General features: G+C 70.0%; 17 protein-coding genes. 14 read left to right on the top strand and 3 right to left on the bottom strand.

Annotated elements, in window-relative coordinates:
* The first annotated feature begins 11 nt into the window (after positions 1-11).
* From QMO56_RS20230 to QMO56_RS20275, 10 genes are all read left to right on the top strand, one after another.
* The gene (locus QMO56_RS20230; protein WP_283528766.1) at positions 12-527 is read left to right on the top strand and encodes a DUF3305 domain-containing protein; all 516 of its coding nucleotides are present in this window, start codon (positions 12-14) and stop codon (positions 525-527) included.
* Entirely contained in the window at positions 524-1,120 is a 597-nt protein-coding gene (locus QMO56_RS20235; protein WP_283528768.1) for a DUF3306 domain-containing protein, read from the top strand. Before QMO56_RS20230 ends, QMO56_RS20235 begins: the two co-directional genes overlap by 4 nt.
* 143 nt (positions 1,121-1,263) lie before the next feature.
* A complete protein-coding gene (locus QMO56_RS20240) occupies positions 1,264-1,890 on the top strand; it encodes a molecular chaperone (protein WP_283528769.1) in 627 nt (208 codons plus the stop codon).
* Between the two features lie 20 nt (positions 1,891-1,910).
* Positions 1,911-2,123, top strand: a complete 213-nt coding sequence (locus QMO56_RS20245) for a twin-arginine translocation signal domain-containing protein (RefSeq protein ID WP_283528771.1) — start codon at positions 1,911-1,913, stop codon at positions 2,121-2,123.
* Between the two features lie 24 nt (positions 2,124-2,147).
* Complete coding sequence (locus QMO56_RS20250) at positions 2,148-5,042, top strand: formate dehydrogenase subunit alpha (RefSeq protein ID WP_283528773.1); 2,895 nt, start codon at positions 2,148-2,150, stop codon at positions 5,040-5,042.
* A 16-nt stretch (positions 5,043-5,058) separates the two neighbouring features.
* Entirely contained in the window at positions 5,059-5,655 is a 597-nt protein-coding gene (fdh3B, locus tag QMO56_RS20255) for a formate dehydrogenase FDH3 subunit beta (RefSeq protein ID WP_283528775.1), read from the top strand.
* On the top strand, positions 5,655-7,001 hold the full coding sequence (locus tag QMO56_RS20260) for a formate dehydrogenase subunit gamma (protein ID WP_283528776.1): 1,347 nt from the start codon (positions 5,655-5,657) through the stop codon (positions 6,999-7,001). Before fdh3B ends, QMO56_RS20260 begins: the two co-directional genes overlap by 1 nt.
* Positions 7,002-7,124: 123 nt before the next feature.
* Positions 7,125-7,625 (top strand): molybdopterin-guanine dinucleotide biosynthesis protein B, encoded by a 501-nt coding sequence (mobB, locus tag QMO56_RS20265; protein WP_283528778.1) that lies wholly within the window; start codon positions 7,125-7,127, stop codon positions 7,623-7,625.
* Positions 7,613-8,863 (top strand): gephyrin-like molybdotransferase Glp, encoded by a 1,251-nt coding sequence (gene glp / locus QMO56_RS20270; protein WP_283528780.1) that lies wholly within the window; start codon positions 7,613-7,615, stop codon positions 8,861-8,863. The genes mobB and glp overlap by 13 nt, the downstream gene beginning before the upstream one ends.
* 155 nt (positions 8,864-9,018) lie before the next feature.
* Positions 9,019-9,348, top strand: coding sequence for an antibiotic biosynthesis monooxygenase (locus QMO56_RS20275; protein ID WP_283528781.1), 330 nt, complete (start codon positions 9,019-9,021; stop codon positions 9,346-9,348).
* 152 nt (positions 9,349-9,500) lie between these two features.
* On the opposite strand, the gene QMO56_RS20280 is transcribed toward QMO56_RS20275, so the two are convergent.
* The gene (locus tag QMO56_RS20280) at positions 9,501-9,989 is read right to left on the bottom strand and encodes an Lrp/AsnC family transcriptional regulator (RefSeq protein ID WP_283528783.1); all 489 of its coding nucleotides are present in this window, start codon (positions 9,987-9,989) and stop codon (positions 9,501-9,503) included.
* Positions 9,990-10,106: 117 nt separating this feature from the next.
* Between QMO56_RS20280 and hppD the strand changes: the two genes are divergently transcribed.
* Positions 10,107-11,246 (top strand): 4-hydroxyphenylpyruvate dioxygenase, encoded by a 1,140-nt coding sequence (gene hppD / locus QMO56_RS20285; protein WP_283528785.1) that lies wholly within the window; start codon positions 10,107-10,109, stop codon positions 11,244-11,246.
* Between the two features lie 21 nt (positions 11,247-11,267).
* On the opposite strand, the gene QMO56_RS20290 is transcribed toward hppD, so the two are convergent.
* A complete protein-coding gene (locus QMO56_RS20290; protein ID WP_283528787.1) occupies positions 11,268-11,759 on the bottom strand; it encodes a MarR family winged helix-turn-helix transcriptional regulator in 492 nt (163 codons plus the stop codon).
* Between the two features lie 104 nt (positions 11,760-11,863).
* On the opposite strand from QMO56_RS20290, the gene hmgA reads away from it, so the two are divergent.
* The 3 genes from hmgA to QMO56_RS20305 all read left to right on the top strand — a co-directional run bounded on the left by hmgA (position 11,864) and on the right by QMO56_RS20305 (position 15,596).
* Positions 11,864-13,222, top strand: coding sequence for a homogentisate 1,2-dioxygenase (gene hmgA / locus QMO56_RS20295; RefSeq protein ID WP_283528789.1), 1,359 nt, complete (start codon positions 11,864-11,866; stop codon positions 13,220-13,222).
* Positions 13,219-14,538, top strand: coding sequence for a fumarylacetoacetase (fahA, locus tag QMO56_RS20300; RefSeq protein WP_283528791.1), 1,320 nt, complete (start codon positions 13,219-13,221; stop codon positions 14,536-14,538). The genes hmgA and fahA overlap by 4 nt, the downstream gene beginning before the upstream one ends.
* Positions 14,539-14,609: 71 nt before the next feature.
* Entirely contained in the window at positions 14,610-15,596 is a 987-nt protein-coding gene (locus tag QMO56_RS20305) for a tripartite tricarboxylate transporter substrate binding protein (RefSeq protein ID WP_283528793.1), read from the top strand.
* Positions 15,597-15,702: 106 nt separating this feature from the next.
* Here QMO56_RS20305 and QMO56_RS20310 read toward each other — a convergent pair whose 3' ends face one another.
* Positions 15,703-16,233 (bottom strand): gamma carbonic anhydrase family protein, encoded by a 531-nt coding sequence (locus QMO56_RS20310; RefSeq protein WP_283528795.1) that lies wholly within the window; start codon positions 16,231-16,233, stop codon positions 15,703-15,705.
* Positions 16,234-16,626: the final 393 nt, after the last annotated feature.

The following is a 16,626-nucleotide window of genomic DNA, read 5'->3' on the forward strand; positions in this document are numbered from 1 at the left end:
CGGCGGGCGCCATGAAGCCGGCCGACACGCCGCAGACGGAGCGCATTCCGGTTGCCGTCATCGCCGAGCGCCGGCCTTCGTCGAGCCCCTGGGCGGAGTGGTCCTGGCGGGTGGTCGAGGTGCTGGCCGAGGCGCCCGAGGCGCCGCCCTGGACGCTGCTGCGGCAGGAGGCTGGCCGCGCGCTCTACCTGGCCGGCCATGCCGAGATCGCGCTGCACCCGACGGATACCGACAACCATCGCCAGAACCTGGCCGCCGCCGAGCCGCGCCTCTGGGTTGTGCTGCGTGCCGCGCCGGGGGAGCCGGGCATGGCGCTGCATCTGGTGACGCTGGACCCGGGGGAGGCGCATCTCTATGCCGATGTCGGCAACGACGTGCTGGAGAGCCTGCCGATGCCGGACTTCCTGCGCGCCCCGCTGGAGAGCTTCGTGGCCCGGCACCACCGGGAGCGCGGCTTCTACAAGCGGCGCCGCGACCGCGCCGACCCGGAGGCGATGGCGCGCCGCCGGCCGGAGGAGGAGCGATGAGCGGCGAGGGATTCCTGTCGCGCTGGTCGCGCCGCAAGCGCGGGCTGGAGGCGGAGGGGCCGGAAGCGGCTGCGCCGGCTCCGGAGGCCCAGGCGGTGCCCCCCGAGCCGGAATTCGATCCGGCCAGCCTGCCGTCGCTGGAGAGCCTCGGGCTGGAGAGCGACTTCTCCGCCTTCCTGCGCCCGCAGGTGCCGGCTTTCCTGCGGCAGGCGGCGCTGCGGCGGATGTGGTCGCTCGACCCCGCCATCCGCGACTTCACCGGGCCGGCGGACTATGCCTGGGACTTCAACGCCCCGGACGGGGTGCCCGGATTTGCGGCGGAGTTGAGCGAGGAACTCGGGCGGAAGCTGGCGCAGGCACTTGGCGGTCTGCCCGCCCCCGAGGAGGAAGCGGTCGGCGAGCCGGGTGAGGCGCCCGAAGCCGCCCCGCTGCTGGCCGAGCAGGCGGAGCCGGAAGGGCCGGCGGCGCCGCTTCTGCCGGATTCGCCGCTACGGCTCAGCGCGGCCGAACCGGCGCCCTTGCCGGAGGCTGAAGCCGAAGCGCCACCCGCGCCGCCCACGCACCGGCGGCATGGCGGCGCGATGCCGGTCTGAAATTGAGAATACTTCGCAATTCCTTGCGTCGGTGGGGCTCGACTTGCCGGGAAGGGGGCAAGTACGGCATCATAAAGTATTGGTCATCCTTGCCTGCGAGAGTGACCGGATCCCGAGAACGCCAGAGACAGGCATAACCGCGCATGAGCTCCCCGGTCCCGCCGGCCGCATCCGACGACCCGCAGGCCCTCGACCTGCTGGAGCTCGAATGCGCCCGGCTGTTCGCGCTGTTGGGACGGCTGCTGGTGGCACCGCCGGATGGCGCGCTGCTGGCCAGCCTGCGCACGCTGCGCGGCGAGGCCGGCACTGTGCTTGGCGCCGCCTATGAGCGCCTCGCCGAGGCGGCGCGGCAGACCTCGCCCGAGCAGGTGGAGCGGGAGTTTCACGCGCTGTTCATCGGCATCGGGCGTGGCGAACTGCTGCCCTTCGCCTCCTACTATCTTACCGGCTTCCTCAACGAGCGGCCGCTGGCCGAGCTGCGGGAGAGCCTGGGCCGCCTCGGCGTTGAGCGCGCGCCGGGGGTGAGCGAGCCGGAGGATCATCTCGGCTTCCTCTGCGAGACCATGGCCGGACTGGTCGCCGGGGTCTTTCCGGCAACGCCCGAGGCGGCTGCCGAGTTCTTTGCCCGGCACCTGCAGCCCTGGGCGATGCGCTGCTTCGCCGACCTGGAAGCGGCGGAATCCGCCCGGTTCTACCGGGCCGTCGGCGCGTTGGGCCGCGCCGCGCTGGAGATCGAGATCGCCGCCGCGGACCTGCCGCGGCGGGCATGACGGAACAGAGGGACGCAGCGATGAGCGACCGTAAGGATGCGAAGGTGGCGGAGCGGCGCGGCTTCCTGAAGACACTGGGCCTGGCCGGTGGCGCCGCGGTGGCAGCCAAGCCGGCGCTGGCCATCCAGGAGCGCGCGCCCGAGCAGCGCAAGGAATCCGAGGTGGAGAAGGTCGCCGCGCGCTATCGCGAGACCGAGCACGTCAAGGCCTACTACCGCACCAACCGCTACTGAGCACGCGACAGGGAAGGGACGCCCATGCTGATCAAGCGCAGCGAGGGGAAAGCCGCCCGGCAGCGGCTCGCCTCCGCCTACCAGGGGCTTTCCGGCGGGGGGCTGGACCGGCGCGGCTTCCTGCGCCAGGCCGGGCTCGGCAGCGCGGGGCTGGCGGCTCTCGGCGGGCTCGGCCTGACCACGGCGCGCAAGGCCGAGGCCGGCCCGACCGATTTCGGAAAGCCGATCCAGCGCATCAAGAATGTCTGCACCCATTGTTCGGTCGGCTGCACCGTCATCGCCGAGGTGCAGAACGGCGTCTGGGTCGGGCAGGAGCCGGCCTGGGAAAGCCCGATCAACCGCGGCACGCATTGCGCCAAGGGCGCCTCGGTGCGCGAGCTGGTGCATGGCGACCGCCGCCTGAAATACCCGCTGAAGCTGGTGGACGGCGAATGGAAGCGCCTCTCCTGGGAGCAGGCGATCGACGAGATCGGCGACAAGCTGATGGAGGTGCGCCAGAAGTCCGGGCCCGATGCGGTGTTCTGGCTGGGCAGCGCCAAGTTCAGCAATGAGGGCGCCTACCTGATGCGCAAGTTCGCGGCCTTCTGGGGCACGAACACGGTGGACCACCAGGCGCGCATCTGCCACTCCACCACCGTCGCCGGCGTCGCCAATACCTGGGGGTATGGGGCGATGACCAACAGCTACAACGACATCCGCAACGCGCGGACCATGATCATCATGGGCGGCAACCCGACGGAGGCGCACCCGATCTCGGTGCAGCACATCCTCTCGGGCAAGGAGCTGAACCGCGCCAACCTGATCGTCATCGACCCGCGCTTCACCCGCACCGCCGCCCATGCCACCGAATACGTGCGGCTGCGCCCGGGCACCGACATCCCGGTGATCTACGGGATGCTCTGGCACATCTTCGAGAATGGCTGGGAGGACAGGGAGTTCATCGCCCAGCGCGTCTATGGCATGGAGGACATCCGCAAGGAGGTCGCCAAGTGGAACCCGCAGGAGGTGGAGCGGGTCTCCGGCGTGCCGGGCGAGCAGCTGAAGAAGGTGGCGCAGATCTTCGCCACCCAGAAGCCCTCCACGCTGATCTGGTGCATGGGCGCGACGCAGAAGACGGTCGGCACCGCCAATGTGCGCGCCTACTCGATCCTGCTGCTGGCCACGGGCAATGTCGGCAAGCCCGGCACCGGCGCCAACATCTTCCGCGGCCACTGCAACGTGCAGGGCGCGACCGATTTCGGCCTCGATGTCACCACGCTGCCCTCCTATTACGGGCTGGACGAGACCGCCTGGCGCCACTGGTGCCGCGTCTGGGACGTGCCCTACGAGGACATGCAGGCGCGCTTCGCCAGCAAGGACATGATGCAGACGCCGGGCATCCCGACCACGCGCTGGTTCGATGCCGTGCTGCTGCCGAAGGAGCAGGTGGCGCAGCAGGACAACATCAAGGCCATGGTGGTGGTCGGGCATGGCGGCAACACCGTCACCCGCATGCCCGAGGCGGTGAAGGGAATGGAGGCGCTCGACCTGCTGGTCGTGGCCGATCCGCACCCCACCACCTTCGCCTCGCTGTCCAACCGCAAGAATGGCACCTACCTGCTGCCGATCTGCACGCAGTTCGAGGTGGATGGCAGCCGCACCGTCTCCAACCGCTCGATGCAGTGGGGCGCCAAGGTCGTCGAGCCGATCTTCGAGAGCAAGAGCGACTTCGAGCTGCTCTACCTGCTGGCGCGCAAGCTCGGCTTCGCCGAGCCGATGTTCAAGACGCTGGAGGTGAAGGGCACCCAGCCCACCGCCGAGGGCATCCTGCGCGAGATCAACCGCGGCTCCCTGGCCACCGGCTATTCCGGCCAGTCGCCGGAGCGGCTGAAGCTGCACATGGAGCGTCAGGCCGATTTCGACCTCGTCACCCTGCGCGGCCGCGAGGGCACGCCGGTGGCCGGCGAGTTCTACGGCCTGCCCTGGCCCTGCTGGGGCACGCCGGAGATGAAGCACCCCGGCACGCACATCCTCTACAACACCAACCTGCACGTGAAGCAGGGCGGCGGCACCTTCCGCGCCCGCTGGGGCGTGGAGCGCAACGGGCAGACGTTGCTGGCCGAGGGCTCCTATTCCCAGGGCTCCGAGCTGACCGACGGCTACCCGGAATTCACCGTCGCGGTGCTGAAGCGGCTCGGCTGGTATGACGAGCTGACCGAGGCGGAGAAGGCGACCATCGCGCGCATCGGCGGGGAGAACGTGGACAAGGTCTCCTGGTCCATCGACCTCTCCTGCGGCATCATCCGCGTGGCGATGGAGCATGGCTGCCTGCCCTACGGCAACGGCAAGGCGCGTGCCAATGCCTGGAACCTGCCGGACGCCATCCCGCAGCACCGCGAGCCGATCTACACCCCGCGCACCGACCTGATCGCCGAGTACCCGACGCTCGATGACCGCCGCACCTTCCGGCTGCCGCATCTCGGCAAATCCGTGCAGGCGCGCTCCTATACCGTGGCGCGCGACTTCCCGATCATCCTGACCTCCGGCCGCCTGGTCGAGTACGAGGGTGGCGGCGAGGAGACGCGCTCCAACCCCTGGCTGGCCGAGCTGCAGCAGGACATGTTCGTCGAGGTCAACACGCAGGACGCCGCCGACCGCGGCATCCGTGACGCGCAGTGGGTCTGGGTCTCCGGGCCGGAGAACAATGCCCGCGTGCGGGTGAAGGCGCTGGTGACCGACCGCGTCGGCCGCGGCGTCGCCTTCATGCCCTTCCACTTCAGCGGCTGGTACATGGGCGAGGACCGGCGGAAGTACTACCCGCCGGGCACCGACCCGATCGTGCTCGGCGAGAGCGCCAACACCGTGACGACCTATGGCTACGACCCGGTGACGGCGATGCAGGAAACCAAGGTCACGCTCTGCCAGATCCAGGCGGCCTGAGGGGAGGGACACGTACATGGCCCGGATGAAGTTCCTCTGTGACAGCGACCGTTGCATCGAGTGCAATGCCTGCGTCACCGCCTGCAAGAACGAGCACGAGGTGCCCTGGGGCATCAATCGCCGTCGCGTCGTCACGCTGAACGACGGCAAGCCCGGCGAGCGCTCGATCTCGATGGCCTGCATGCACTGCACCGACGCGCCCTGCGCCGCGGTCTGCCCGACCTCCTGCTTCTACACGACGGCGGACGCCATCGTGCTGCACGACAAGGACCTGTGCATCGGCTGCGGCTACTGCTTCTACGCCTGCCCCTTCGGCGCGCCGCAATATCCGCGCGTCGGCAATTTCGGCGGGCGCGGCAAGATGGACAAGTGCACCTACTGCGCCGGCGGCCCGCAGGCCGACAACACGATGGCGGAATACGCGCAGTACGGCGCCAACCGGATCGCCGAGGGCAAGCTGCCGCTCTGCGCCGAGATGTGCTCGACCAAGGCGCTGCTCGCCGGCGATGGCGAGATCATCGCCTCCATCTACAAGGAGCGGGTGCAGCGGCGCGGCTACGGCTCCGGTGCCTGGGGCTGGCGCACCGCCTATCGCGAGACGGTGGAGGTCTGATGTCGGCCCTTCGCAACAGCCTCATGGCGCTGGCGGCGGCGGCGCCGCTGTTCGGCGCCCCCGGCCTTGCCGCCGCCCAGGCGCCCGCGACCGGCGGGCAGGCGCAGCCGCCCTCGGCGCAGGCCCCCTCGGCCGAGCCGCAGGCGGGCGCCGCCGAGCGCGCCACCACCGATCCGCAGGTCAAGCAGGCGCTGCCGCCGGCCTCCGTCACGCAGCAGGAGCAGAAGCGTGACGACAATGCCGGCCCGCCGCCCGGCGCGCCGGAGGTTCAGGGCCGCGTGCCCGAAGGCACCGCTGCCGGCACCAACGAGCAGAAGCAGGCGCCGACCACCACGGCGCCGGCCCAGCCCACCGGCACGCCCGCGCCGGCGATCACCGAGCGGCCGCCGCAGCCCGTGCAGCCCGTCCCGGCGCCGCTGCCGATGGGAGACCGGGGCACGCTGCCCGCCGCTGAACTGGAACTGCAGAATGCGCTGAAGGGCGGCCGCATCACCGGCCGCGTCTCCATTCCGGACGAGAAGGCGGCCACCCTGGTGCAGCCCGAGGGGCGGGACTGGCGCGCCTTCCGCAACGGCACGCTGATCTGGACGGGAGCCATCGCCGTGCTGGGCATGCTGGCCCTGCTGGCGCTGTTCTACCTGATCCGTGGCCGCATCCGGATTCGCAGCGGCTGGTCCGGCCGCACGATGGTGCGCTTCAACTTCTTCGAGCGCATGAATCACTGGATGACCGCCGGCAGCTTCATTGTGCTGGCGCTCTCCGGCCTCAACCTGACCTTCGGGCGCACGCTGATCCGGCCGCTGATCGGTCCCGAGGCGTTCACCGCCCTCGCGGACTGGGGCAAGATCGCGCACAACTTCCTGGCCTTCCCCTTCACTGCCGGCGTGCTGGTGATGCTGCTGATGTGGGCGGGGGACAACCTGCCTAACAGGCTGGACTGGGTCTGGCTGAAGAACGGCGGCGGCTTCATCGGCAACGCGCACCCGCAGGCCGGGCGGTTCAATGCCGGGCAGAAGGGCATCTACTGGATCACCGTGCTCGGCGGGGGGGTGGTGGCGATCTCCGGCTTCCTGCTGATGTTCCCCTTCTTCCTGCTCGACATCGCCGGGCAGCAATGGGGGCATATGGTGCATGGCATCCTTTCCATGCTGCTGATCGCCGTCATGCTGGCGCATATCTATATCGGCACCTTGGGCATGGAAGGCGGCTTCAGCGCCATGGGGAGCGGCCGCGTGGACTACAACTGGGCGCGCGAGCACCACGGGATGTGGGTGGATGACGAGCTGAAGCGCGCGCATGAGGCGGTACAGCCCCAGGCCACTGCCCGCCCGGCCGGGGCGGACTGAGCGCGGAGGCCGGGGGAGGCGGCGGCCGCCTCCCAGGGCGGCCCCCCCTGCGGGCGGAACGACAACCGGCGCGCACGAGGATTGTCCTTGCCGGCGAGGCGTGTGCCGCCCTAAGCCCTCCGCATGCGCCTGATCGGATTGGCCGGCTGGAGTGGCGCCGGCAAGACCACTCTCCTCGCCAAGCTGATTCCCTGCCTCACGGGGCGCGGCATCCGTGTCTCCACCATCAAGCACGCCCATCACCGCTTCGATGTGGATCAGCCGGGCAAGGACAGCCACGTCCACCGCGAGGCGGGGGCGGAGCAGGTGCTGGTCGCCTCCTCCCTGCGCTGGGCCCTGATCACCGAGCTGCGCAGCGCGCCCGAGCCTCCGCTGGAGGAGCTGCTGACCCATCTCTCGCCGGTGGACCTGGTGCTGGTGGAAGGCTTCAAGCGCGACACCCATCCAAAGATCGAGGTGTTCCGCGCGGCCAACGACAAGCCCTGGCTGCACCCGGAGGACCCCGCCATCCGCGCCATCGCCAGCGATGTGCCGCCCCCGCGCGACCTGCCGCAGGCGGCGCTCGACGATATCGAGGCCGTGGCTGACCTCGCGCTGCGCTATGCCGTGCCATGGCACAGCTGAGCGACGACTGCTTCGCCTTCGGCGGCGCGCTGCTCTCGGTCGAGGCGGCGGCGGCGCTGATCGCCGAGCGCGTGCCGCCGCTGGCCGGGTGGGAGCTGGTGCCACTCGCCGCAGCGCGGGGCCGCGTGCTGGCCGAGGACCTGCGCGCGCCGCACCCGCTGCCGCCTTTTTTCAACAGCGCGGTGGACGGCTATGCCTTCCGCCATGCCGACCTTCCGGCCGAAGGGGAGATACGGCTCAGGCTGGCCGGCCGGCTGGCGGCGGGGCAGGCCGCGGGGGCGCCGCTCGTCGCGGGCACCGCCTGCCGCATCCTGACCGGCGCGCCCATGCCGCCCGGCGCAGACACAGTGATGATGCAGGAGGATGTCCGGCTGGAAGGCGGTGTGCTGCACCTGCCCAGCGGGCTGAAGCGCGGCGCCAACTGCCGCCCCGCGGGCGAGGATGTGCCGCAGGGTGCCCTGGCCCTGGCCGCCGGCACGCGGCTGAACCCCGCGCATGTCGGGCTGGCGGCGGCGCTCGGGCAGCCGGCGCTGGCGGTGCACCGCCGCCCGCGCATCGGGGTGTTCAGCACCGGCGATGAACTGGCAACGCCCGGCGGCAGGCTCGGCCCGGCGCAGACCTTCGACAGCAACCGCTTCTCGCTGCTCGCCCTGCTGGCAGGGCTGCCGGTGGAGCCGGTGGATCTCGGCATCCTGCCCGACCGTGCCGAGGCCACCGCGGCGGCACTGCACCAGGCGGCCGCCACGCATGACATGCTGCTCACCTCCGGCGGCGTCAGTGCCGGCGAGGAGGACCATGTGCGGGGCGCCATCGAGGGGCAGGGGCGGCTGGTGTTCTGGCGGCTGGCGCTGAAGCCCGGGCGGCCGGCGGCAATGGGCATCGTCCGGGGCACGCCGGTGCTGGGGCTGCCGGGCAATCCGGTGGCTGCCATTGTCACCTTCCTGCATCTGGCGCGGCCGCTGGCGCTGCGGCTCTGCGGCGCCATGCCGGAGCCGCTGCCGCGCTTCGTGGCGGAAGCGGCCTTCAGCCATCGCAAAAAACCCGGGCGGCGGGAATATGTGCGCGTGACGCTGGCGCCCGGGCCCGGCCTGCCCGTGGCGCGGAAGGACCCGCGGGAAGGGGCGGGGCTGCTCTCCTCGCTGACGGGCAGCAATGCCTTTGCCGAGTTGCCGGAGGCCTGCACCGTTGTCGTGCCCGGCGAAAGGGTGACCGTGCTGCCTTTCGCCGCCATTTTCTGAAAAGGTCGGGGAATGAATTCCCCCGAACCCCCATCTTTTTTCTGCGGCTTCCTGTGCTGCCGCGCAGCGCGGCGCCGGACTGGCAGAAAGAGGATGGGGGTCTGGGGGAAGTCCTTCCCCCAGGCTGTTTGCTTCATCCGCAGGAGGAATGCCCGATGTTCATCGCCATGAACCGCTTCCAGGTGGCCCTGGGCGCGGAAGCCGATTTCGAGGCCGTCTGGACCAGCCGCGAATCGCATCTCCACAAGGTGCCGGGCTTCGTCGAGTTCCACCTGCTGCGCGGCCCGGTGCGGGAGGACCATGTCCTCTACGCCTCGCACACGATTTGGCGCGACAAGGCGGATTTCGAGGCCTGGACACGCTCCGACGCCTTCCGCCAGGCGCATCGCGGCGCGGGGCAGAGCAAGCCGCTCTACCTTGGCCCCCCGCAGTTCGAGGGCTTCGAGGTCATCCAGACGGTGGGGCACCCGGAGGCGGGCGGCTGAAGCCGCTCGGCCCTCCAGCAGGCGCTCGGCCGCGTCGGTGACGAAGCCGGCCAGCAGGACCGCCGCCGCTTTGCTCCGCGAAGCCCTGGGCCAGGGCGGGCATCCCAGGGCGAAATGTTGAGAGCGAAAGGGGCAGCCCGCCCGGGGCGCACTCAGCCCTGCGGCAGGGCCGCCAGGGGAAGCCGGCCGGATTCCTTCAGCCGCTCCAACACGATGGAGGAACGGACGCGGGCCACGCTGTCATGTGCCAGCAGCGTCTCGTTCACCAGCCGGGAGAGGCCCTTCAGGTCGGGCACGACGGCCTTCAGCAGGTAATCCGTATCCCCGGTCGTGGCATAGGCTTCCTGGATGGCTTCGGCGCGTGCCAGCAGGTCGCGGAAGCGACGGGAATTGTCGCCGCTGTGGGCGGTGAGCGTGACCTGGATGAAGGCGAGCACGCGCAGGCCGAGCGCCTCCGCCGCCAGCTCGGCATGATAGCCGCAGATCAGCCCGGCCGCCTCCAGCGCCGAGCGCCGCCGTGAGCATTGCGAGGCGGAAAGGCCGATGCGCTCGCCGAGCTGCTGATTGGTCAGGCGGCCGTCCTCCTGCAGGGCCGCCAGCAGGCGGAGGTCGAGCGCGTCCAGCGTGGTTGGGTTGTGCATGATGGAGCGGTTTCGCGCATGTTCCGTGCGCCATCCTAGCTGTTGCTGCCCGCTTTGCACACCTGTTGCGCCCCGCCCCTCCTATCCTTGGGGGACCAAGCAGGAGGAGCGAATCCCATGGGCCCGTTTCCGCATGACGCGCCGCGGCCGGTCATCGACGGCCATAACCCGATGGGGACCGACGGCTTCGCCTTCGTCGAATTCGCTCATCCCGAGCCGGAGCGGCTGCACGCGCTGTTCCGGCAGATGGGCTTCGCCGCCGTGGCGAAGCACCGCGACCGCGCCATCACCCTCTATCGCCAGGGCGATATCAACTACCTGCTGAACGAGGCACCCGGCAGCCACGCCATGCGCTTCGCCGAGGCGCATGGCCCGAGCGTGCCCTCCATGGGCTTCCGCGTGGTGGATGCACGGCACGCCTACCGCCGTGCGCTCGAACTGGGCGCCGAGCCGGCCGATCCGGCGGATGGCGAGCTCACCCTCGGCGTGCCGGCCATCAAGGGCATCGGCGGCAGTCTGATCTATTTCGTGGACCAGTACGGCGAGACCGGCTCCGTCTATGACGCCGACTTCGCGTGGCTGGGCGAGCGCGAGCCTTCGCCGACGGGCGCCGGCCTGTTCTACATCGACCATCTGACGCACAACGTCCATCGCGGCCGGATGGACGTCTGGTACGAGTTCTACGCCAAGCTCTTCAACTTCCGGCAGATCCGCTACTTCGACATCAAGGGCGAGTATACCGGCCTCTTCTCCCGCGCGCTGACCAGCCCGGATGGCCGCATCCGCATCCCGCTGAACGAGAGCGCCGACGACGAAAGCCAGATCGAGGAATACCTGCGCGAATACAAGGGCGAGGGCATCCAGCACATCGCCTGCGGCTGCAACGACATCTACGGCACCATCGAGGGGCTGCGTGCCGCCGGCCTGGCCTTCATGCCCGCGCCGCCCGATACCTATTACGAGCGCGTCGACGCGCGCCTGCCCGGCCATGGCGAGGACATCGCGCGGCTGAAGCAGAATGGCATCCTGGTGGATGGCGAGGGCGTGGTGGAGCACAGGAAGGCGCGGCTGCTGCTGCAGATCTTCTCCGCCAACGTCATCGGCCCGGTTTTCTTCGAGTTCATCGAGCGCAAGGGCGATGACGGCTTCGGCGAGGGCAACTTCCGCGCACTCTTCGAGAGCATCGAGGAGGACCAGATCCGCCGCGGCGTGCTCGGCGCGGCGGCGAAGCGCGCCGAGCCGGCGCCGGTGAAGTAGGGAAGGGCAGGCGCGGCGGCGTCATGTCCCCGCGCCCGCCAGATCCCGCGTGCGTGTGGCGATCTTGTCGAGGATGGCGAGGAGCTGCTGCTGTTCCGCCTCGGTCAGCGCGCTGGCCAGCGAAGCCTGCAGCGCTCGCGCCAGCGGCACGATCCCGGCATAGACCGCGCGGCCCTTGCGGCCGAGCCGCAGGATCTGCGCCCGCTGGTCACGCGGGTGCGGCTGGCGCTGCAGCAGGCCCTTGTCGGCCAGGCGGATGACGGCGCGGCTGACCCGCACGCGGTCCATGCCGGTGCGCTCGATCACCTCCTGCGTCGAGGCCGTGCCGTGCTGCCCGACCACGGCGACCACCCGCCATTCCGGAATGCTGAGGCCGAAGCGTTCCTGGTAGTGCGTGGCGAAAAGCCCGCTCACCGCCTCGGTGACGATGGAGAGGCGGTAGGGCAGGAAGTCCTGCAGGATCAGCGGCGCGTCCTGCTCCGCTGCGGCGGCATCACGCTTCTGTTCGGCCATGCTTCCGGGTTTTCATCTCATATGAGAGGATATAGAGAGGATGCCCGCTCCGGTCGATGGCTGCAGGCTGCGGCCCGGCTGCGGCACAGAAGGGAGGAGGGTGCATGAACCAGTCCGTCAGGCCCGGCACGGCCGCCGCGCAGGCCACGGCGCCGGGCAACTCCGCCTATCTCTCCGGCTTCGGCAACGGTTTCGAGACGGAGGCACTGCCGGGCGCGCTGCCCATCGGCCGCAACTCGCCGCAGAAATGCGCCTATGGCCTCTATGCCGAGCAGCTCAGCGGCTCGCCCTTCACCGCGCCGCGCGCGAGCAACGAGCGGAGCTGGCTCTACCGCATCCGTCCCACCGTGGCGCATTGGGGGAAGTTCGAGAAGGTCGTGGCCGGGCTCTGGCGCACCGCGCCCTGCGCCGAGGTGGACATGCCGCTGGCGCCGCTGCGCTGGGACCCGCTGCCGATGCCCGAAGGGCAGGCGCTCTCTTTCATCGAGGGCATCCGCACCGTCACCACCGCGGGCGACGCCGCCGCGCAATCCGGCATGGGCTCGCACATCTATCTCGCCACCCGCTCCATGCGGGACGAATACTTCTACAATGCCGATGCCGAGATGCTCTTCGTGCCGCAGCAGGGCAGTCTCCGCCTTTGGACCGAGTTCGGCATCATCGACATCGCGCCGGGCGAGATCGCCGTCATTCCGCGCGGCGTGAAGCTGCGCGTGGAGCTGCAGGGCGAGGCGCCGGCGCGCGGCTATCTCTGCGAGAACTACGGCGGTGCCTTCACCCTGCCGGAGCGCGGCCCGATCGGGGCCAACTGCCTGGCCAATCCGCGCGACTTCCTGACGCCCGTCGCCGCCTATGAGGATCGCGAGGCGCCCTCCAGCCTGACCGTGAAATGGGGCGGCAATCTCTGGCGCGCGCAGCTCGCGCATTCGCCGCTGGACGTGGTGGCCTGGCACGGCAACTACGCGCCCTACAAATACGACCTGCGCCGCTATTCCCCGGTGGGGCCGATCCTCTTCGACCACGCCGATCCCTCGATCTTCACCGTGCTGACCTCGCCTTCCGAGACGCCGGGCACCGCGAATATCGACTTCGTCATCTTTCCCGAGCGCTGGCTGGTGGCGGAGGACACCTTCCGTCCGCCCTGGTACCACATGAACATCATGAGCGAGTTCATGGGCCTGATCTACGGCGTCTATGATGCCAAGACGGGCGGCGGCTTCGTCCCTGGCGGCTTCAGCCTGCACAACTGCATGCTGCCGCACGGGCCGGACATGGCCTCCTTCGAGGGTGCCAGCAAGGCCGAGCTGAAGCCACAGAAGCTGGAGGGCACGCTGGCCTTCATGCTGGAGACCCGCTTCCCGCAGCGCGTCACCCGCTTCGCCGCCGAGGCCCCGCAGCTTCAGCGGGACTATCCCGGTTATGGCCAAGCCCTGCGCAAGCATTTCGACCCGTCGCGCCCATGAGCGAGGCCATCGCCCTGGACGCCACCCATGACCCCGCGCGTCGCTCCTGGGTTCCCGGGGCGGACGGCCATGCCGACTTCCCCGTCCAGAACCTGCCCTTCGGCATCTTCACCCCGCCCGGCGGCGACGGCCCGCGCGGCGGCGTGGCGATCGGCGACAGCATCCTCGACCTGCGCGCCGCGCTGGCGGCGGGGCTCTTCACCGGCGCAGCCGGTGAAGCCGCCGAGGCCGCGGCGGCGGAGACGCTGAACGGCTTCATGGGGCTTGGCGCCGCACCGCGCCGGGCGCTGCGCCAGCGGCTTTCGGCCCTTCTCACAGCCGGCAGCGCGGAGCAGCGCAGGGCGGCCGCCTGCCTGCACCCCGCCGACCGTTGCATCCTGCATCTGCCGGCCCGCATCGGCGACTACACCGACTTCTATGTCGGCATCCATCACGCCACCAATGTCGGCAAGGTGTTCCGCCCCGACAATCCGCTGCTGCCGAACTACAAATACGTCCCCATCGGGTATCACGGCCGCGCCTCCTCGGTGCGCGTCTCGGGCGCGGACGTGCGGCGTCCCAAGGGGCAGCTCAAAGCGCCTGAAGCGGAGGCGCCGCGCTTCGCGCCTTGCGAGCGGCTGGACTATGAGCTGGAGCTCGGCATCTGGGTCGGCCCCGGCAATGCGCTGGGCGAACCCATCCCGGTGGGCGAGGCGGCGGCGCATGTCGCCGGCTATTGCCTGCTGAACGACTGGTCCGCGCGTGACATTCAGGCCTGGGAATACCAGCCGCTTGGCCCCTTCCTGGCGAAGAATTTCGGCAGCACCATCTCCCCCTGGGTGGTGACGCCGGAGGCGCTGGCACCCTTCCGCATTCCGCAGCCGCCCCGCCCGCAGGGCGACCCGGCGCCGCTGCCCCATCTGCTCGACGCTGCCGACCAGCGGCACGGCGCCTTCGACCTCGCGCTGGAAGTTCTGCTGCTGACGCCGGCGATGCGGGAGAAGGGCATCCCGCCGCATCGCCTCGCCCTTTCCAACGCGCGGCACATGTACTGGACGGTGGCGCAGATGCTGGCCCATCACACCAGCAATGGCTGCGACCTGCATCCGGGCGACCTGCTGGGCTCCGGCACGCTCTCGGCCCCCGAGCCAAGCGGCCTCGGCAGCCTGCTGGAACTGACCCGCGGCGGCCGTGAGCCGGTTATTCTGCCCTCCGGCGAGAGCCGCCGCTTCATCGAGGACGGTGACGAGGTCATCCTGCGCGCCCGCGCCGCAGGTGAGGGTGTGGCTGGCATCGGCTTCGGGGAGTGCCGCGCCCGCATCCTGCCCGCTGCCTGAGTTCATCGTCCAGGAAAGGGCCTGCCCGCACCCCGAGGCGGGCAGGCCAGCCACCAGAAAGAACAACGTCCATGACACGCAGCGTCACCCTGTCCCGCCGCCGGATCGCCTTGGGCAGCCTGGCCGCCGGCCTGCTCCCCTTCGCTGCCCGCGCCGCCTATCCCGAGGCGCCGATCAAGTGGATCGTCGCCTATGCGGCGGGCGGCGGCACCGACACGCTGGCGCGGCTGCTCGCCGTGCCGATGGCGGAGGCGCTGGGCAGGCCGGTGGTGATCGACAACCGCCCGGGCGCGGCCACCAATATCGGCGCCGAGGCAGCAGCCCGCGCCGCGCCGGACGGCTATACGGTGATGAGCGCCGACAACGGCACCATGGTCTTCAACCCCGCGCTGTTCAGACATCTGCCCTATGATCCGGAGCAGGATTTCCGCCCGCTCGGGGGAATCGCCCGCTTCCATCTGGTTCTGGCGGTGAAGAAAGGCTCTTCCTTCGCCGATGTCCGCGCCTTCATGGCCGCCGCGAAGGAAAAGCCCGGCAGCATCGATTACGGCTCGCCCGGCATCGGCTCGCCGCACCATCTGGCCATGGAGCGGCTGGCGCGCAGCACCGGCACTCGCTTCAATCATGTCCCCTATCGCGGCGCTGCGCCGGCGCTGAACGACCTGCTGGCCGGGGTGGTGGAGGCCGCCGTCCTCGATACGGCGGCCGGGGGCGAGGCGCTGCGCAGTGGCATGGCGCGGCCCCTCGCCGTCTTCTCCGGCAGCCGCCAGCCGGGCTTTCCCGACCTGCCGACGCTCGCCGAGGCGCTCAGCCTGCAGTCCTTCGAGGCCTATGCCTGGCAGAGCCTTGTCACGGCCAAGGCAACGCCGGATGCGGTGGCCGCGCGCCTGACAAACGAGCTGCGGAACGCCCTCGGGCAGGAGAGCGTGCAGCGCAAGTTCCGCGAGATCGGGGTGGAACCGCTGCCGGCCTCGCCGGGGCAGGTGCAGGCCATGCTGGCGGCCGATCGCGCCGTCTGGGTGCCGCTGATCCGCGACCTCGGTATCAAGCTGGACTGAAGAAGCAGGAAGGCCGGCGGCAAGGCCGTCCCGGCGAACCGCTTTCCTGTTCCGGTCCGTCCTGGGAGGCCTTGCCTCCCAGAACTCCGCGATCCATTTGGCTGGATCAGCCGATGCGGCGCAGGCCGCCAGCGAAGCGGCGCCAGTTCCTGACATAGTTCGCGGCGGAGGCACGCAGCTTCTCGGCGGTGGCCGGTTCCAGTGTGCGCGCCACCTTGGCCGGCGCGCCGATGATCAGCGAGAAGTCCGGGAACTCCTTGCCCTCCGTCACCAGCGCATTGGCGCCGACGATGCAATGCCGGCCGATCCGGGCATTGTTCAGCACCGTGGCGCCCATGCCGATCAGCGAGCCGTCGCCCACTGTGCAGCCATGCAGGATGGCGTGATGGCCGACCGTGACGTCGGCGCCGATGGTCAATGGCGCGCCCGGGTCGGCGTGCAGCATGGCGCCTTCCTGTACATTGGTGCGGGCGCCGATGCGGATCGGCGTGTTGTCGCCGCGCGCCACGGCACCGAACCAGAAGCCGACATCCTCGGCCAGGGTGACGTCGCCGATGACATGCGCATCCGGCGCCACCCAGTAGCGGCCCTCCTCCGGCAGGGTGGGCAGGATGTCGTCCAGGGCGTAGATCGGCATGCGGGACCTTCCTCGTCTTGGGGAGGGACGCCCCGTTCGGCGCCAACCTCCGGTTCAGCCGGCAGGATACTACCCTTTCGCGCGATCTCTGCCCAACTCGCGCGGCGGAGGCGAAAGGAGAGGGGGAAGCATGCGGGCGCCGGTACCTGCGCCGGATCCTGGCCGCATGATCGCGCCCGCAACTCCACCGGCAGGTTCGGTGGGGAGCACCCGATCTTCGGCGCCGGAGAACCGTACCGCGGAGAATGCACGTGCTTCAACAATTCGAATCCCTTCAGGAAAAAGCAGGGTGATCTTGGCTGTTGCTGCGCCCTGCTCGCCTTCGTCGCGTCCTTGTCCGATGACCTCTGCTCCACTGATGGCATGCGTCTGTCATGCCGCCCGGCCAGTGCG

It is taken from the genome of Roseomonas sp. E05 (assembly GCF_030063475.1).
Taxonomy (GTDB): domain Bacteria; phylum Pseudomonadota; class Alphaproteobacteria; order Acetobacterales; family Acetobacteraceae; genus Pseudoroseomonas.

Bases quoted from the DNA above. Each gene is read 5' to 3' on its own strand.
- QMO56_RS20230 (WP_283528766.1), top strand. From the start codon at position 12: ATGAAGCCGGCCGACACGCCGCAGACGGAGCGCATTCCGGTTGCCGTC.
- QMO56_RS20235 (WP_283528768.1), top strand. From the start codon at position 524: ATGAGCGGCGAGGGATTCCTGTCGCGCTGGTCGCGCCGCAAGCGCGGG.
- QMO56_RS20240 (WP_283528769.1), top strand. From the start codon at position 1,264: ATGAGCTCCCCGGTCCCGCCGGCCGCATCCGACGACCCGCAGGCCCTC.
- QMO56_RS20245 (WP_283528771.1), top strand. From the start codon at position 1,911: ATGAGCGACCGTAAGGATGCGAAGGTGGCGGAGCGGCGCGGCTTCCTG.
- QMO56_RS20250 (WP_283528773.1), top strand. From the start codon at position 2,148: ATGCTGATCAAGCGCAGCGAGGGGAAAGCCGCCCGGCAGCGGCTCGCC.
- fdh3B (WP_283528775.1), top strand. From the start codon at position 5,059: ATGGCCCGGATGAAGTTCCTCTGTGACAGCGACCGTTGCATCGAGTGC.
- QMO56_RS20260 (WP_283528776.1), top strand. From the start codon at position 5,655: ATGTCGGCCCTTCGCAACAGCCTCATGGCGCTGGCGGCGGCGGCGCCG.
- mobB (WP_283528778.1), top strand. From the start codon at position 7,125: ATGCGCCTGATCGGATTGGCCGGCTGGAGTGGCGCCGGCAAGACCACT.
- glp (WP_283528780.1), top strand. From the start codon at position 7,613: ATGGCACAGCTGAGCGACGACTGCTTCGCCTTCGGCGGCGCGCTGCTC.
- QMO56_RS20275 (WP_283528781.1), top strand. From the start codon at position 9,019: ATGTTCATCGCCATGAACCGCTTCCAGGTGGCCCTGGGCGCGGAAGCC.
- QMO56_RS20280 (WP_283528783.1), bottom strand. From the start codon at position 9,989: ATGCACAACCCAACCACGCTGGACGCGCTCGACCTCCGCCTGCTGGCG.
- hppD (WP_283528785.1), top strand. From the start codon at position 10,107: ATGGGCCCGTTTCCGCATGACGCGCCGCGGCCGGTCATCGACGGCCAT.
- QMO56_RS20290 (WP_283528787.1), bottom strand. From the start codon at position 11,759: ATGGCCGAACAGAAGCGTGATGCCGCCGCAGCGGAGCAGGACGCGCCG.
- hmgA (WP_283528789.1), top strand. From the start codon at position 11,864: ATGAACCAGTCCGTCAGGCCCGGCACGGCCGCCGCGCAGGCCACGGCG.
- fahA (WP_283528791.1), top strand. From the start codon at position 13,219: ATGAGCGAGGCCATCGCCCTGGACGCCACCCATGACCCCGCGCGTCGC.
- QMO56_RS20305 (WP_283528793.1), top strand. From the start codon at position 14,610: ATGACACGCAGCGTCACCCTGTCCCGCCGCCGGATCGCCTTGGGCAGC.
- QMO56_RS20310 (WP_283528795.1), bottom strand. From the start codon at position 16,233: ATGCCGATCTACGCCCTGGACGACATCCTGCCCACCCTGCCGGAGGAG.